The sequence below is a fragment of the Methylophaga sp. OBS1 genome (genome assembly GCF_026319365.1).
The window spans coordinates 192067-208631 of record NZ_JAPDMS010000002.1 but is presented as its reverse complement, the minus strand read 5'-3'; the positions used below and the strand labels follow the sequence as shown (position 1 = coordinate 208631).

The 16565-nt window shown below is 50.8% G+C and carries 18 protein-coding genes; 11 read left to right on the top strand and 7 right to left on the bottom strand.

What is annotated here, in order from left to right:
• Positions 1-128: 128 nt before the first annotated feature.
• The 3 genes from OMQ46_RS07730 to OMQ46_RS07720 all read left to right on the top strand — a co-directional run bounded on the left by OMQ46_RS07730 (position 129) and on the right by OMQ46_RS07720 (position 5622).
• Positions 129-1370 (top strand): ATP-grasp domain-containing protein, encoded by a 1242-nt coding sequence (locus OMQ46_RS07730; protein WP_416234836.1) that lies wholly within the window; start codon positions 129-131, stop codon positions 1368-1370.
• Positions 1371-1398: 28 nt separating this feature from the next.
• Positions 1399-3387: a hypothetical protein gene (locus OMQ46_RS07725; RefSeq protein WP_266236178.1), complete on the top strand. Its 1989-nt coding sequence runs from the start codon at positions 1399-1401 to the stop codon at positions 3385-3387.
• Positions 3388-3555: 168 nt separating this feature from the next.
• Complete coding sequence (locus tag OMQ46_RS07720; protein WP_266236177.1) at positions 3556-5622, top strand: BCCT family transporter; 2067 nt, start codon at positions 3556-3558, stop codon at positions 5620-5622.
• On the opposite strand, the gene OMQ46_RS07715 is transcribed toward OMQ46_RS07720, so the two are convergent.
• Positions 5619-6689, bottom strand: a complete 1071-nt coding sequence (locus OMQ46_RS07715; RefSeq protein WP_266236176.1) for a porin — start codon at positions 6687-6689, stop codon at positions 5619-5621. The genes OMQ46_RS07720 and OMQ46_RS07715 overlap by 4 nt on opposite strands.
• 89 nt (positions 6690-6778) lie before the next feature.
• Positions 6779-6994, bottom strand: a complete 216-nt coding sequence (locus tag OMQ46_RS07710; RefSeq protein ID WP_266236175.1) for a TIGR02450 family Trp-rich protein — start codon at positions 6992-6994, stop codon at positions 6779-6781.
• Positions 6995-7120: 126 nt separating this feature from the next.
• Between OMQ46_RS07710 and pdxH the strand changes: the two genes are divergently transcribed.
• Complete coding sequence (pdxH, locus tag OMQ46_RS07705) at positions 7121-7762, top strand: pyridoxamine 5'-phosphate oxidase (protein WP_266236174.1); 642 nt, start codon at positions 7121-7123, stop codon at positions 7760-7762.
• Positions 7763-7911: 149 nt separating this feature from the next.
• Here the strand turns inward: pdxH and OMQ46_RS07700 are convergent, their stop codons facing one another.
• Entirely contained in the window at positions 7912-8055 is a 144-nt protein-coding gene (locus tag OMQ46_RS07700; RefSeq protein ID WP_416234831.1) for an entericidin A/B family lipoprotein, read from the bottom strand.
• Positions 8056-8138: 83 nt separating this feature from the next.
• On the bottom strand, positions 8139-8267 hold the full coding sequence (locus OMQ46_RS07695; RefSeq protein ID WP_266236173.1) for an entericidin A/B family lipoprotein: 129 nt from the start codon (positions 8265-8267) through the stop codon (positions 8139-8141).
• A gap of 377 nt (positions 8268-8644) precedes the next feature.
• Here OMQ46_RS07695 and OMQ46_RS07690 point away from each other — a divergent pair, with 377 nt between their 5' ends.
• The 3 genes from OMQ46_RS07690 to OMQ46_RS07680 are packed head-to-tail and all read left to right on the top strand — an operon-like array spanning position 8645 to position 9654.
• On the top strand, positions 8645-8854 hold the full coding sequence (locus OMQ46_RS07690) for a hypothetical protein (protein WP_266236172.1): 210 nt from the start codon (positions 8645-8647) through the stop codon (positions 8852-8854).
• 48 nt (positions 8855-8902) lie between these two features.
• A complete protein-coding gene (locus tag OMQ46_RS07685; protein WP_266236171.1) occupies positions 8903-9205 on the top strand; it encodes a DUF883 family protein in 303 nt (100 codons plus the stop codon).
• A gap of 11 nt (positions 9206-9216) precedes the next feature.
• Positions 9217-9654 (top strand): phage holin family protein, encoded by a 438-nt coding sequence (locus OMQ46_RS07680; protein ID WP_266236170.1) that lies wholly within the window; start codon positions 9217-9219, stop codon positions 9652-9654.
• A gap of 260 nt (positions 9655-9914) precedes the next feature.
• Here the strand turns inward: OMQ46_RS07680 and OMQ46_RS07675 are convergent, their stop codons facing one another.
• Together OMQ46_RS07675 and OMQ46_RS07670 are read right to left on the bottom strand one after the other, a co-directional pair.
• Positions 9915-11477 carry a methyl-accepting chemotaxis protein gene (locus tag OMQ46_RS07675; RefSeq protein WP_266236169.1) on the bottom strand — a complete coding sequence of 521 codons (1563 nt, stop codon included), beginning with the start codon at positions 11475-11477 and terminating at the stop codon, positions 9915-9917.
• The gene (locus tag OMQ46_RS07670; protein ID WP_266236168.1) at positions 11470-12024 is read right to left on the bottom strand and encodes an SCO family protein; all 555 of its coding nucleotides are present in this window, start codon (positions 12022-12024) and stop codon (positions 11470-11472) included. The genes OMQ46_RS07675 and OMQ46_RS07670 overlap by 8 nt, the downstream gene beginning before the upstream one ends.
• A 294-nt stretch (positions 12025-12318) precedes the next feature.
• Here OMQ46_RS07670 and OMQ46_RS07665 point away from each other — a divergent pair, with 294 nt between their 5' ends.
• Positions 12319-13089 carry an EAL domain-containing protein gene (locus tag OMQ46_RS07665; protein ID WP_266236167.1) on the top strand — a complete coding sequence of 257 codons (771 nt, stop codon included), beginning with the start codon at positions 12319-12321 and terminating at the stop codon, positions 13087-13089.
• On the opposite strand, the gene OMQ46_RS07660 is transcribed toward OMQ46_RS07665, so the two are convergent.
• Positions 13086-13544 carry a BLUF domain-containing protein gene (locus OMQ46_RS07660; RefSeq protein WP_266236166.1) on the bottom strand — a complete coding sequence of 153 codons (459 nt, stop codon included), beginning with the start codon at positions 13542-13544 and terminating at the stop codon, positions 13086-13088. The two genes, OMQ46_RS07665 and OMQ46_RS07660, sit on opposite strands and share 4 nt — an antisense overlap.
• Before the next feature lie 176 nt (positions 13545-13720).
• On the opposite strand from OMQ46_RS07660, the gene OMQ46_RS07655 reads away from it, so the two are divergent.
• The 3 genes from OMQ46_RS07655 (at position 13721) to OMQ46_RS07645 (ending at position 16550) form a co-directional block, all read left to right on the top strand.
• A complete protein-coding gene (locus OMQ46_RS07655) occupies positions 13721-14251 on the top strand; it encodes a glutathione peroxidase (RefSeq protein WP_266236165.1) in 531 nt (176 codons plus the stop codon).
• A 393-nt stretch (positions 14252-14644) separates the two neighbouring features.
• A complete protein-coding gene (locus tag OMQ46_RS07650) occupies positions 14645-15190 on the top strand; it encodes an OmpA family protein (RefSeq protein WP_266236164.1) in 546 nt (181 codons plus the stop codon).
• A gap of 16 nt (positions 15191-15206) precedes the next feature.
• The gene (locus OMQ46_RS07645; protein ID WP_266236163.1) at positions 15207-16550 is read left to right on the top strand and encodes a TolC family outer membrane protein; all 1344 of its coding nucleotides are present in this window, start codon (positions 15207-15209) and stop codon (positions 16548-16550) included.
• Positions 16551-16565: the final 15 nt, after the last annotated feature.

Sequence of the window (16565 nt, the reverse complement as noted above, 5' to 3'; positions counted from 1 at the left end):
AAAGCGTTTCATTCAAGCTCGCAATGAGCCGGGTTTTCGCGACCCGAAGTCAATGCCCAATCTGCATTGCCATGCATTGAAACAAGCGCTGATGCATGCCTGTCATTTTCAAAATCAGAGGAAGCATGATGTCCGAAACCAAAAACAGAACAAAAAACCCTGACAAAGGCTATGTCGCCTTTCTGGGCTGGAGTCTCAATGCGGTCGAAGCAGCGGAAAAATTCGACAGACGCTACGTGGTCGTAGCGCCCGACTGGGCAGAAGAATATTGCGAGACGCATAATATCCCCTATATCAAGTGGAATTTCGAGCGTCTCAATGATCGCTCAATGGAAATCGCTCAAACGCTGAAGGAAAAGGGCGTGGATGTCGCTATTCCGTTGTTCGAGGAAACTGTGGAATGGGCCGGGGCAATCAACTCGGTGTTACTGGATAATCCCAAACTATTTGGCCAGTCCTTGTTACTGCGCGACAAGGCCTTGATGAAACGTCGAGCGCAGCTGGGCGGTATCCGGGTGGGTATTTTTGAAGAAGCCCACGACAAAGAGGATGTGATTCGCTTTCTGAAACGAGTGAACCAGACCCTGCTTAAACTGGATGGTGACCCCAATGACCCGATTCACCTAAAAGCTTTTGATAAAGCCGGTTGTCTTGGTCACCGGGTCATCCGCACACCGGATGAAGTCGATATGATTCCCGATGAGGAATTCCCGGTACTGATGGAATCCCACCTGGATGGCTGGGAATTTGCTGTTGAAGCCTGGGTTCATGACGGCAAGATTCAGTTTCTGAATATTTCCGAGTACGTGACTTTGGGCTATTCCGTGTTTGTGCCGGCCTCACCGGAACTGGAAAAATACCGACCACAAATCAAAGCGCAGATTGAAAAACTGATCAAAACTTTTGATATCGATTTCGGCTTTATTCATCCCGAGTACTTTGTCACCAGTGATGGCGAGATGTACTTTGGTGAAGTGGCTTATCGTCCCCCTGGCTTCAAAGTGTTTGAATTACTGGAGCAGGCCTATGGTTTCAATGCCTATCAGGGGCTGATCCTGTCTTTCGACCCGAAAACCAGCCAGGAGGAAATTGACGCTTTCTTCCCGGAAGAAGTGGTCGACGCCAAAGGCCACGCCGGTTGCTTCGGGGTTTACCCACGACGCCGGGTAGTCAGCAAGCTGGAAATTCCGGACGAAACCGAGGGGCATGCCTATTTTAATTACCATGAGCTGACCGCGCCGCTGGAAGAGACAGTGACCAAGCGCACCGCCTTCGGTACCCATTGGGGTTTGGTATACTTTTTCGGCAGCGACGCAGAAACCATGCGTGATCTATTGAAACATCAGGAATCGCTGGACTTTTATGTGTAAAGCACCAGCGGTGCGATAAGGAACCGGTTTGGTTGAAACAGCTAGTCAAGCCAATACCATTGAGATGACACAACCGCATCTTGTGGAGAGGCTGGAAGACGCTATCACGGCACTGGATGAGGCGCCTGACTTTTCCAAGGCGACCAAAGTGCGCCGCCTTTATGATACGGCCAAACGGATCATTCAGTCGGAAGGCGGCTGTGAGCTGCTTGAGCGCTATATTGAGCGGATCGAGCGGGCTGGTCTGTTCAAAAACACTGACTATGCCCAGCCACAGATTCTGGTCCCCTCGCTCAGTGTTCATGCGCTGAAAAGCCCGGATGCCGACACGGTGCTGATTGAGGCCTTAAGTGATTTGCGTCTGCTTGCCGTGGCCAGTGGCGCATATCGACATGAGGCGGTTTCTGCCGAGCAGGCGCATCATCATCTGACGCATATTCTTGCCGTCAATCTGCAGATGCTGTTTTCGGTGCCCAGCGAAGCGGAACGCGAAACACAGGGCAAACTGGCACAAATCAGCCGTAATCTACTGCAGTACCTGGCTCAGCGTATTGGTTACGAATATATTATTGAACAGCTGATTGATGAGATCTGGCGTATTCTGCAACAGCGGCCGATTCAGGTTGATCAGATTAAACAGATGGTCACCCAGATCGCGATTTGCCAGCAAAATCCAGACATTGATCTGGGGCAGAGTGGGCATGGTGCGGATCGCCTGATCAGCAGTCTCTATGGCGCAACACAGGCGTCCAGGGAAGATCCCGGCGTAGCAGTGTACCTGTCGCGGCTGGAGACCATGGATGCACCGACATTGCAGTATGAGGCGACTGGCTTTGCCCGCGCCATGCACGACACCGGTCTGGTGTCGCCCTATCACGCAGTATTACTGCGTTTTGTTTCTGACAATAGTGACCACATGCTCTCAGAGGCGTTGGGCCTGTCATCAACGGGGCGGGATTGTCTGTTAAGTTTCATTGATCTGGTGCGAGCACTGATTGATAAGGCAGTTCACCCTGAGTCTGCGCAGGCGATTTACGGCCTGTCATTACTGCTCGAGCGTTGTATTTTGTATCAGCCAGCCGTCGCTCCCTCATTGTGGCGGCAACTGTCGCTCACATTATCAGCCGAGGCCAGTCAGCGTTTGAGTCTGCTGTTCGGGGATCAGCCGACACCTGAAGCACGACTTCTGGGCGGTGTCCTTTGTGTACTGGGACTGCCATTGGGCGTTGGGCAGGGTAATAATCCAACCTGCCAGTCGGCCAGGGCGATATCGATGTGGGCTTACAGCGATCCTGATTATCTTCTGCAATTGGTGGTCAGCGCGGCGCGGGATAATGAAGTCATCATGCACTTTGAGGGGCAGTCGCTTTCATCCCGGGATAGTGTGGCCGGTATTGCCAAGGAATTGCCGATGGATCTCGATCCGGTGTCACTGATTCTGGTCCCGCATCTGGATCGCATCTATGCTGAGATGGGCAGGCGCTGTGCAGATCGGGAGGGCGATCCGCACCGCTGGGTCAACCCCGAATTTCATGGCTGGTGGTGCGGCCGGGGCTTTGCCATCAATGTCGATGTGGCCACCGGCAAATTGCATCAGCTGGAAGATTTTCTGAGAAAGTTTTATGCCAGTTACCATCCTTTCTATAACGGCAATCAGCCGCTGATTCATCCGCAACCGGCGGGTGTGGCGATTACCGATAGTGCGATGCGGTTTATCGGCTGGCATGCGATCACGATATTGCGGGTGGCGCTGGACCAGGAAAATGTCATGCGGGTGTATTTCTATAATCCGAACAATGACAGTGGTCAGAACTGGGGAGACGACATTCTGGTCAGCACGGCCGGGAATTCCGAGCGTTCCGGCGAAGCTTCATTGCCTTTCGAACAGTTTGCCTCACGTTTATATATCTTCCACTTTGACCCGCTCGAACCCGGCATGATGGGGTCTGTCCCCCCCGAGGAGCTGGAAGCCGTTTCCAAGCGCATTATCAAAAGCTGGGGAGCCAACCGGGTGTGAGGCTCTGCGCCTTCAAACATTAACGCAGATTTCACTTATTCCATGTTGCCCTGTGCTGGTTTGACAGCTCAGTCCGGGTCCAACAGAATGAATCGGACTTACCCGAGCGCCCAAGCGTCTGCTGTTGCCAGTCGTACCAACTGAAATAACCAAATAAGAAGGAAGCGAATGATGGCCACTGCCGAATCGCCAAAAGCGGCGAAATCGACTGTACTGATTCCTGTATTTCTCCCTGCTGTTGTTGTCACTCTATTGCTGGTGGTTGGCACGATCAGCAATCCCGAGCTTGCCGGACGCGCTTTTGATCAAACCCTCGCTTACCTGACCCAGAATTTCGGCTGGTTCTATATGCTGGCGGTGGCGTTTTTCCTGGTCTTTATTGTGGCGCTGGCGGTCTCGCCCTGGGGTCGTATCAAACTGGGGCCTGATCATGCGGCGCCGCAGTATAGTTTCCCGGCCTGGTTTGCGATGCTGTTCTCGGCGGGTTACGGCATTGCCTTATTGTTCTTCGGTGTGGCCGAACCGGTGTTGCATTATTCAACGCCGCCTCAGGGCGCACCCGAAACCATTGATGCCGCCAAGCAGGCGATGCAGATTGCCTTTTTCCACTGGGGCTTCCATATCTGGGGGATATACGGCCTGACCGGCCTGCTGCTGGCTTATTTTGCTTTCCGGCATGGTCTGCCGCTATCGATGCGGTCTGCTTTGTACCCGATCATCGGTGAGCGAATTCACGGCCCTATCGGCCATACCGTGGATGTGGTGGCGATTCTGGGTACTTTATTTGGTATTGCGACCACGCTGGGGCTGTCGGTGGCCCAGATCAACGCCGGGATGAATTATCTGTGGTCATCAATTCCGGTCAGCACCACGGTACAGGTGATCACCATTGCCTTTATTACCGGTCTCGCCATTTTCTCGGTGGTCGCCGGCATGGACAAAGGCGTGAAGCGGCTATCGATTCTGAATATGGTGCTGGCAGTCGCGCTGATGAGCTTTGTGTTTATCGCCGGCCCCACAGTCAATATTCTGGAAGCCTTCCTGCAGAACACCGGTAGTTACCTCAATAATATTGTGGAGCGCACCTTCAATCTGCAGGCTTATTCCAGAAGTGACTGGATCGGAAACTGGACCCTGTTTATCTTTGGCTGGACCATTGCCTGGGCACCGTTTGTGGGGCTGTTTATCGCTAAAATCAGCCGTGGCCGGACTATCCGTCAGTTTGTGTTCGGTGTGCTGCTGGTGCCAACGATATTCACCTTCCTGTGGTTCTCGATTTTTGGTGATACCGCCCTGCATATGATTATGAATGAGGGCTACAAGACGCTGATCACTGAAGTCCAGCAGGATACGGCGATTGCGCTGTTCAAACTCTATGAACAGTTGCCTTTGACCTCGATTGTCTCGTTTATCACCGTGATACTGATCATGACCTTCTTTGTGACTTCATCGGATTCGGGCTCGCTGGTGATTGATTCGCTGGCTTCCGGCGGTGCCAGTGTCACGCCGGTGTGGCAGCGTGTTTTCTGGGCCTCGCTGGAAGGGCTGCTGGCCGCCGCATTGTTGATTGCCGGTGGGCTCGGCGCCTTGCAGACGATGAGCATCACCAGTGCACTACCATTTGCCATCATTCTGGTGTTGGCGGCGATAGGCATGTGGCGGGCGCTGATCATAGAAGGCCATCGTGAAGTGAGTTTGCAGGCACATATGCAGTCGGCGGGACCAGCCAGTAAACGTGGCTGGCGGCAGCGTCTGTCAGGCCTGATTGATTATCCCGGTTATGATGAAGTCGCTGATTTCATTACCAACAACGTGCATCCGGCCATGCGTTATGTGGAGGAAGTCATCAAGGAAAAAGGCTGGCCGGTGGTCGTGGCTCACGATGAAACCCATCACCGGGCTTATATCGAAGTGGTGCTCAAGGACCAGCTCGACTTTATTTACGATATCCGTATGCGGGCCTACGCAAGACCGAGTTTTGCCTACCCTGAGCGGCCCAGAGACCCGGACGGGGATGAGCGCTATTATCGTGCCGAAGTCTTCCTGCGCCGCGGTGGTCAGCAATACAACATCTATGGCTATGAGGAAGAGGAAATCATCGAGGATATCCTGCACCAGTTTGAGAAATATCTGCACTTCCTGCACATCTCCCCCGGCATTCTGCCGTGGAAGATGCAGGAACATGACGATATGCTCAATGGCGAGTCTTTAGACCACGAGCAGGATAAGCACTAGAAACCAAAGTGGTAGCGAAAGCCGGCGGCGAAGACTTTACCGCCGCTGATGCCGCTGTTAAAGCCGGCTAGACCTTCCTGTTTGCCGGTTAAAGCAGCGGTTTCCTGCTCCTGATAGTACTCGGCAAACAGGATCAGGTTTTCCTTGAATTGATGATCGATGCCCAGATGCAGCACGGTCTCGCCGTAGGATTCGACCTCCGCGATCATCGCCTTGTAGGTAAACTTGTCGTGACGGTATTCGGTGTAGAGGTTGAAGGCCTCGGCACCGTCACCGTAGAAACTGTTGGGGTTGTCGGTATCGGTGGTTTCATATTTGAATACCACGCTCCAGTTATCAAAGCGCTTGGCCGCTGAAAAACCGTACAGCCGATCTTTGTATCCATCGGCATTGCCGCGATCATCCATGCCTATGGCCAGCACCGTGCCGTTATAGCTGTAGCGGGCAAAAGCCTGAATCCGGCGATCATCAATCCGTGATGGAGAACGTTCATTGCCGGCTGCCGAGGAATAAGACCCGCCAAAGCTGAAGCCTTTCATGGTCGGGCTGACGTAACTCAGCGTTTCCTTGACGCGAAACGTGGTGTAGGTGGCAAAACCGCTGTAGAAGGTGCTGAACTGGTCTACCGGGTAGGTGATGGTGTTGTAATAGGGCATCCACTGCTGACCCGCCACCCAGGTGCCGAGGGGGGATTCCAGACCGAGGCGGGCGACCCGTAAATCTTCCCGGTCATCGCGGCCGGCGTCACCCTGATCATAAGGGTCGCCGAAACGAAAATTGGCGGTATCAAACGGTACTTCCAGCTGACCAAACAGGCGGTAATCTTCAGAAAAACGGTAAGCCGCGTTGACCCCGACCCGGGAAAACGCATCGCGCAGACCACGGTAATCATTCATTGCCACATCATTGTCAGGATGCACTGACTCTGCCTGCATGCGCAGGGATAGATAAAAGTCGTAACGGAAAGGATCAGACGCTTCAGTCTCCTGAGCCGATAGCGATGGAGTGAAAAGACTTAGAGCCAGACAGGGTAATGTCATCGAGCTGTAGGTCTTGGTAAAACGCATAAAGTCTCCTGTTTCTTAAACGGGGTCTCCCTTTAGTGAAAAAATAAAACGCTGCCAGCGCATTGAATCGGGTAAAGATGGAATAGGACTCATTGCCAGCCCTGTAGCCAACGCTCACTGTCTTTCAACTGACGCCAGTCAATGTGGTAGATTTTTTTGCTGATTACTGCCTCGAGCTCACAGTCTGTAATCCTGCCCTGTTCATCGCGGCTGACTTTGCTGACCAGAAAATGTTTTTCCCGGTTCAGCGGCTGCCTGGCGGTCCATTTAGATAAGGGCAGTTTGTTGGGATGAATCGGGTTCATAATGAATACTCAACGAAAATGAATCACAGATTATTCACAACAGCAGTGATAACTAAGTGAAAATGGTCACAGTCATTATCACTGACTTCAACTCAGCGGACTGAAGCAAGCACAGGCGAGAAAGCAATGGACAGATCCTTACAGGATTTACGTAAGACATACGAAAAAGGGCAGCTGGATGAAAATGAAACGGCCAGTGAGCCTTATAACCAGTTTCAGAAATGGTTCGATGAAGCACTGAAGTACGGTTTTTTTGAGCCTAATGCCATGACGCTGGCGACGGTTGATGAACGCGGCCGTCCCGCCTGCAGGCCGGTACTCATCAAGGACCACGATATCCATGGCATCATTTGGTTTTCGAACTATCAAAGCCGCAAAGGTCAGCACCTGGAACACAACGATTTTGCTGCCCTGCAATTTTACTGGGCCGAACTGGAACGTGTGATCCGGGTTGAGGGTCGGGTGGAAAAGATTGATGCCAAAGCCTCGGATGACTACTTTAATTCACGTCCGCTGAGCCATCGCATTGGTGCCTGGGCATCACCCCAAAGTCATGTCATTCCCGGGCGGAAGACGATTGTCGCTAATGCGGCCCGCTACGGTGCCGAGTATGGCTTGCATCCCCCACGGCCGCCACACTGGGGCGGTTATCGTTTACTCCCGGACTACTGGGAGTTCTGGCAGGGTCGCCCCTCGCGTTTACACGACCGCATTGCCTACACGTTGACGGAGGAAGGTCAATGGCTGAAACAGCGACTGGCACCATGATGGAAATAGATTCAATCGTACCGACCAGATTTAATCACTGATTAAGTTTCAGCGTCTCACTGATTCTTTTTCCTTTGCAGATTCAACTGGGTTATCACCCGGCCCATAAAAAAAGCCCATCCGAAGATGGGCTTTTGTCGGCCAGGTGATTAATAGTTGGTATTTTCTTCAGCCGTTTCGTCAATGGCACTACCGGCCGCTTCCACGTCTTCACCCGCACCTTCAATGGTGTTGCAGGCTGACAAGGCAAAGGCAAAAGTCAGTCCGAAAATGATTGATGTCATTAGTTTCATAAACACGTCCTTTCTGATTGGTGGGTGGAATGAGGAGGCTTCTTGCTATACCCCCCTGTTATTGCGAGGTGTTGTTAGACCGCCTATTCAGCAGCGTCTTCGACTGCCTGGCCACCTGCTTCGATGTCTTCGCCAGCACCTTCAATGGTGTTGCAGGCTGATACGGCAAAGGCAATGGTCAATCCCAGAACGGTTGATGTCATGAATTTCATAAGCATCTCCTCCATTTTTAGTGAAGACCTCTCAGGTCAAGAAACATCAAATAATCGATGTTTTGATTTAATTTTCCGCAATTAATGGTTTTCACTACTTGTGATGGTGTCAGGCGTTGAAAGTTCACGACCGGTTTCACACTTTGCCGACATTTACGCTTTTCGTTCGATAAATTCATTCAATCAGTGAGTATGTTATGGTGGAAATGAATCAATAAAAATTGCAGTGCGAAAGCAATTTTAACTGTCATGATTGCGACGCAGTTCGCACATAGACTGTCGTTATCTGAACCAATCACTGACATGCTTGTCACGAAAGTGAGAGGAAAACGGTTCCTCAGAACTACCGTTAAGACTTGTTTTCAAGGAGGTACCAAATGCAATCAATGTTCGAATCCAAAACTTACTCAATGCTGGCTCGCATGCTGATGCTCATGTTCGCTTTATCCAGTTTCGGTCTTCTGGCAGCCTGCGATAATCAGAGCCCAACCGAAGAAGCAGCTGAAGAAATGGGCGAAGCTATGGAAGATACCGGTGATGCTATTGAAGACGCAGCTGATGAAGCAGAGGATCAAATGCAGCAATAAGCCAAGCAGCATGTGAATCTTAAATTTTTTATTCAAGGAGGTTAACTCATGGCGACTCAATCGAACGAGCAAGACCTACAAGAGCAAATGAAAGCGCTTCGCAATGATTTCAGCGAACTGACCAAAACGATGAAAAAGCTGTCTGAAGATTATGCCAGTGAAGGTCAGAACAGACTTCGCCAGACTGCTGAGCAGGCCCGTCAGCAAGCACGGGATACAGCGGATCAGGCCAGAGGCTATGCACGCGACGCGGCGCATCAGGCCCAGGAGGGCGTGGAAAACCATCCTTTCAGCAGTCTGGCCGTGGCTTTCGGTGTGGGCATGCTGATCGGCAAAATTCTGGACCGATAGGATCTGACAGCATGACGGCAAATACGCGCATGAATTGGCGGTCAAGACTGCAGTACAGCACAATAGCTGTCATTCTGACGCTCATGATTGGCTTTCTGGCCCTGGTGTTCGTCGGTGTCGCAGTCTATATGGCGCTTGCAGCGCATTTTCCCAGTCATCTGGCAGCGTTGATCACTGCCGGAAGCTATCTGGGATTGGGGTTGCTGGTGACGGGTGTGGCGATTTTAATCAACAAACCACCTCGTCCTGCAACCAGCACCGCAGAAGACAGACCGTCTGATGAAGTGGAAGCCTTAACCCGCTGTCTGGAGAATCCGGCACTGGCTGATTATATTAAAAAGCATCCCGGCAAATCGCTGGCCACGACCCTGATTGCGGGTGTCGTGGTGGGGTATAGTGATGAAGCCCGGGCATTATTAAAGTCTTTCAGCCAGGGGCAGTCTAAGTAACCGCCCGTGCCGTCCTGAATGGATTCAGAAATATCCTGACCGGTATAAGGAGAGTCACCGTGTCAGTGAAAACAGTCAGGTTTTAACGTAAGGTCCTCAGCGAAGATTAAAGTTTTCCTCAATCTTGTGGAGTTGTAATCTGCCGGTTTATTGCTTTGTCCGGCTTCAGCTCACCGTCATCATGGATGATGCTTAGCGCTGAGTGACTACCTGTATTAACGAAAACCCGGCCATCTGGCCGGGTTTTTTATGTTCGGTATTTAACTGCTTAAAGTATTGAACTGATTAGCCTGCCCTAACAAATCTGTTGCCAGCAACTGCGTCTGTCGGCTTTGATTGACCGAGTCTTCTATGGTTGTGATGATCGCGCTGTTAGTATCGAACAGTTCATGCATCGTCTGACTGATTTGTGCTGAAACGACGCTTTGTTCCTCCATCATCTCTGCAATCTGCCGGTTGAGTTTATTGATGAGCTCGGACTGTTCTGCCGCTTCACGCATGCTGACACTGCTGTGGTTGACGCCGGTTATCACCTGTTTACCGCTGTCATGACAGGCGCCAATCTCGCTGATAACTAGCTTGACCGAGCTGTCAATCTGCTCGGCGGTGTCTAAGATGGACTGGGTTGCCTGTTTACTTTTTTCAGCCAGTAGCCTGACTTCCTCTGCCACCACCGAAAAACCACGACCGTGTTCTCCGGCTCTGGCCGCTTCAATGGAAGCATTCAGTGACAACAGGCTGGTTTGGTTGGATATCTCAGTAATCAATTCGATTGCAGCATTGATTGAAGCAATATCGTGGCTCAGTTGATCGAAAGTGGATTCGACGCTATCCAGCTTTTCGATAAGTTCACCAACTTCACTCACGCTCTGTGAGGCATGCTGACCAGCTCGCTGCAGAATGTCACGGCTGTTTGATGAGATCGATGCTGCCTCACTGGTATAACCAGCGACCTCACCGATGCTCTGGTTCATCTCTTCTGTCGCCGTTGCGACGGATTCGATGCGTTGATTCTGTTCTGTCAGGGCGGAAAAGTTCGATTCGGCGCTTTTTACCCCTTTGCTGGCATAGTTATCCAGGCTGTTTCCAGCCTGTTTAAACTGATTAATGGTGTCGCTGATAAGATCGTAAAAATGCTTTAAAGCGCCGATAAAAGCACGATCGCTGTTCGATGACGATGATATCTCACCGAACTCAATGGTCAGATCGCGTTGAACGGCGGCATGCTGCATGGCCGCCATGACCTGATTGGAGAGCGTGAACTGGCGGTGCATGCGTTGGCAAAAATACATCAGTACGCCGGCTTCGAATACTACAAAGGCAGCATGAATAAAAAAGGTCTCCCAGTCACAACTCTGGCCGTATACGATGAATGGAACACCACCCAGCTCTGCACCGTCAGTCTGAATTGGTACCGCCATGGCGTGATGCACGGCTATCAGCAGGGCGGCCAGGAGGACCATCCGATAATCACGCCAGATAATGACAAAGGCCAGCGCTGCAAAAATGTGGAAATGCATTTCCAGACGACCGAACTGCTGCATGATAAGAATCATTGACATCAGCATCAGGCTCACCGTCATCACCGAGCGCGATAGCAGGGTTCCGGGCAAAGTCTTATAAGCAAACCCGCTCGCTAACACGGCCAGTGAGGCTGGAATAGCGCCCTGTAAATGTGTGCCATATCCGGCTGGTACCAGCCAGTAAATCAGGGGGAGATGAGCCAGTAGGATAATTAGCACCAGGCGATCACCGCCTTTGAGGTCCTCATTCTGCCTCTGCTGTATGTCGGCCTGAAATAGCGGGGTTGAGGCATTAGCCATGGTGGGCTCCTGTCTTGAGTCGATGAATGTCGCTGATGATGGTCTCAGTATCAGGAACGGGATAGGTCAGCAGTGTTTGCGAGGGATGGTGGTATAGATAAAGGTGCCCAGCATGCTGCGGTTCCTGTTCGCGGGGCTGACGAATCTGTTCGTGACGGGCCAGAAAATCCCAGCTGCTGGAGGCTTGCTGATCCAACAGTGCGGCCTGTTGCCCGGTCACTTCAGCGTAACGGGTGAGTAATGCTGAGTGATCCTTTGCGGGTTGTACTGAGAGAATGAGCAGGCTGAGATTCTCGTCGGTTTGATCGAGGATGGCTTTGCTCAGCATCAAGTTGGCGGGACAACTGTCGACGCAACTGTTAAACGCAGGCAGAATCAGGCTGATATCAGAAGATGAGTCTGTGACGGCAGGCAGGGAGAGTTCAACCTGTTGAGCGTAACCGTGGAAGCCAGTCAAATATCGATTGAGTGAGCCCGAGTAGGCTATCGACACAAAAGCAGCGAAAAGGAGCATTATCGTTAGTAAGGTGCCTAGAGCATACGTCACGCTTGAACTGCTTCGCGATAGAATTTCATTTTGCATGGCTGACTCAATCGTGTCTAAAACGACGAAATCCGAATTTGGTTTTCGCATTTGTAAAAAATCTATGGCGCACCATACTTGTGCAAAAGTGAAATTGTTGTGAGCAATCAAAAAAGCTTAAGTGTCTGAGGCAAAATAAGAATAAACATAAGAAGGGGAGTAAACAGGTCAGAAAAGCCAAAATAATCAGCCCATTGCTTGAAGTGTGTGCTGGCAGGCTTGTTATACTCGTCTTAACGTCAAACGATAGGTTTGTTTATGTCAGAATTTTCATCATTGCCCAGTGGCTGTAGCCAGTGCCTGGATACCGACGGAACGGAAATTGAGTTCTCAATGGCGTTCCAGCCGATTGTCGATGTGCGTGAAAAGCAGGTTTTCGGTTATGAAGCATTGGTGAGAGGGCCGAATCAGGAACCTGCCGGGTTTGTTCTTGACAAGCTGGACGATAAAAATCGTTATTATTTTGATCAGGCCATCCGGGTAAAAGCCATCAAAACGGCAGTTGCATTAGGCGTCGACACGGTGTTGTCGATTAACTTTTTCCCCAATGCCGTTTATCGTCCTGAGACCTGCATCAGAACTACCCTCAATGCGTGTGAGGAGTATGGATTTCCAATCGATAGAATCATGTTTGAAGTGACGGAGTCTGAACAAATCCAGGATCGGCAGCACCTGAAAAATATCTTTGAATATTATAATAAGAAGGGCTTTATCACGGCGATTGACGATTTTGGCGCCGGCTTTTCAGGCTTGAATCTGATTTCCGACTGGCAACCCAATATTGTCAAACTGGATATGAACCTGATTCGCAACATAGACAGAGATCAAACCCGCCAGCATCTGGTTAGCTCAGTAGTCGATTTCGCCCACAAGGTCGGCATCAAAATTATCTGTGAGGGCGTGGAAACCCTAGAGGAACTGAGCGTGCTGGAGAAAATGGATGTGTCGCTGTTCCAGGGGTACCTGTTCGCCAAACCGGCTTTTGAAGCCCTGCCGCCTGTTGATTTCAGTCATGTGGGGCTGAATTAACTCAGGTGCATATTGCCGGCACGAAGTCGGCTGACATCAAGAAATGTTTCAAAAAAGACACGCGCCTGACGACAAATGAGATCAATGGTGTCAGTCTCCATCATGTCTTCAAACAAATCATACACAGTTCGGTAGTCCCTGAGTCGGTTTTCCGGGATGTAACGCAGCGCCATACTCCAATCGCGGAAAGCGCGTCGGTCTACTTCGTCACTACATAGCAGGTGTATGTCACGATGACGATCGTCATTAACAATGCAGCCATAAATAAAATCAACAGACGCTTTGCTGCCTTCCAGGTACTGAATAATGTTGCCGTCGTGGTAAATCAGGCAACCGGTCACCCCGAAATGGGCGTTTTTGTCGCGGGCTTTGAGCATCAGCCTGTCCAACTCTTCTGCACTGAATAAATCCACGGTTGAACTCGAGTACATGATTTTATGAATGGGCTGACTCATTGGGCATCACCGTTGATGTTGAAAGAAAAACATTTACCAGTTAAGTCGGCTTATTATCAACAAAGTTCAGTGACAAGTTAATAGAAATGTCTCTATGCCTGCATTTTCGTCACATATTTTTGATTCACGGCAGCTATTATTGACAATAGAAAACAACCGACTGACAGGAGCACATCATGCGCGCTTTTATCCTTTTAATGCTGAGTCTTTTTTCATCTCCACTCTGGGCCAACGAATGCCCTGATTTCCTCAACTACGATTTGCCCAGGCTCCATGCCAATGACACCGTCAACCTGTGTGAAGCAGCCAGTGGAAAACCGCTATTAATTGTTAACACGGCCAGCCATTGTGGATTTACCCGTCAGTTTGAGGGGCTGGAAGCGTTACACCAGCGTTACAAAGACAAGAACCTGATGGTGGTTGGTTTTGCCAGCAATGATTTCAACCAGGAAGCAAAAACCGAAGAAGAGGCGGCCCGTGTCTGTCGTGAGAATTTCGGTGTGACCTTCACCATGATTGCACCAAGCTACGTGAAGGGAGAGCGTGCTAATCCTGTGTTTCAGGAGATTAACCGTCAGAGCGAAGCGCCGGGCTGGAACTTTAACAAGTACCTGGTGAGTCCTGAAGGCAAGGTTGTCAAGCACTTCGGCAGCCGGATCGAACCTGATGATGAAGCGCTGACCCAGGCAATTGAAGCGCTCCTCTAACGGCCAATGTCACTTAATACGGCCGCAAAATGTGAAGCTGTTCACATTTTGCGGCTGTTGGTGTTAAATAGACGCTCCTGCGTCAGTCATTAAAACTTTATTCAGGCCATGCTTGATAAGCGGTTTAATATACTGTCGCTAAACGGCTGTAAACTAAAGTTATATTGAGTTGACTTGCGCTTGATAACCAATGATACTTCAGTTACAGAGTTATTCACGCAAGTGAGTCGGCATTTCAGGGAGAAATGAAAATGACGGGAGTGGCATACCGAGCGGCCAATCGGTCAACTTTTTCCCCCAACAGTGATATCTCAGTTCGACAGACTGTAGATCCTGTGTCCGGCCTTGTTTCATGGTTTGTTTTTAACACCGTTAATACGGAGAGGCATCAGGATGATTAATTTATGCCGTATGTATCTGCCGCTGCTTGCCATTCTGGTCGCAGCAGGATGCAGCCCCATCCACAATACTGTGGGGCCGGACAGAGAAAGGTCAGATCTCAGGGAATCTGTTGAAGCACCCTACCAGCTCAGCGCCGGAGAATCCCCTTTCTGCAATGTTCCACCAATGCAAATCCCGGAAACGCCGGAACTGGTGGTTGCACCGGAGCCCTTCTCAGCCAAGCTCTATTTCCTGTTGGATAAAACGGAGTTTACACAAGAGTCGAAAGTCGAAGCCAGAGACATTTATCAGGAAATTCTCGATCGCGACTTCAGCGAGATAGTCATCAGTGGTCACACTGACACATCGGCATCCAACGCATACAACGAGGCCCTGTCTTTGCGCCGTTCTCAAAAGGTTCGCCAGGATTTGATTGCCTATGGTGTCCCTGCCGAGAATATTCGAATCTCTGCAGAAGGTGAGTATCGCCTGCTGGTATCGACCCCGGATGATACGGTCGAAGTAAGAAATCGTCGCGTCGAAATCAACGCACGCTGATAGACGGAGTTAAGCAATGGTACACAAATTCAAGCTGCTGACATTAACGGCATCACTTCTGGGCGCCACCTTGTTGATGGCCCAGTCCGCCTCAGCAGAGACACTGACAGAAGCGGTTGATAAAACCATCAAGAGTAATCCCAACATCCTGGCAGAGGCTAACTTCCGCCGTAGTGTCGATAAAACAGTCGATCAGGCCAGGGCGGGATACTATCCACAAGTTGATTTGAACCTGGGTATTGGTCGTGAGCGCTCAGAGAACAATTCAACGGCACCCGGCCACCGTACCCTTACTCGAGGAGAGGCCGGGCTGAGTGCTTCTCAGATGCTCTATGATGGTTTTGCTACCAAGAGTTCGGTAGAGCAGACAAGCTCACAGGCTGAATCGGCCGGATATGGCGTATTTGATACTGCAGAAACCACATCTCTGCGCGCGGTACAGGTTTATCTGGATGTCTTGCGTCGACAGGATCTGATGAAACTCACCGAAGCCAATCTTGAGAGTCATGAACGGATTTTCTCGCAAATCGAGCAACGTTTTGAGAGCGGGGTCGGCAACAGTGCCAATGTGGAACAGACCAAAGGTCGTCTGGCCCTGTCACAAGCAAACCTGACATCCAATGTCGGTAACCTCGATGATGCGCTCAGCAGCTACAATCGGGTTGTAGGCAATATGCCTCAATCTCTTTCTGACCCCGGTTTGGATTGCTGCGATAAGGCACCGGCAACGGTAGAAGAGGCCCTGGCAATTGCCTATCATGAGCACCCTGCACTGCGTTCTGCAATGGCCCAACACGAAGCCGCTTTAGCACAGGAACAGGGGGCCGAAGCGCCATTCCATCCACGTGTCGATCTCGAATTGAGCACGCGGGCAGACAATGACCTTGATGGCACGAAAGGCCATGAGAAAGAAATCCTCGCCATGGTTCGCCTGCGTTATAACCTCCTGAATGGCGGTGCAGACAAGGCCCGTCTGGAAGAAACCGGCTTTTTAAGTCAGCAGGCACGTGAAGAAGCCAATATTGCGATTCGTGATATTGAGCGTGATGTGCGCCTGGCCTGGAACTCACTCGACAACTTATCGCATCAACTGCCTGTGCTGAAACAGCGTATGGAGTCTGCGCTAAAGACTCGTGATGCCTATCAGGAACAGTTCAATCTGGGGCAGCGCACGCTGCTGGATTTACTGGACACCGAGAACGAAGTCCTGACCGCCAGCAGTGAATACACCAACGCCTATTATGACCACCTGTACGCTTGTTACTGGTTGGCGGAAACCATGGGCAAACTGCTTGAACACCTGGAACTGGAAGCGCCGGAAGAAGCGATTACCGTTGCCAGTCCCGAACCGGTTGAATAACAGCCGAATAGCTTA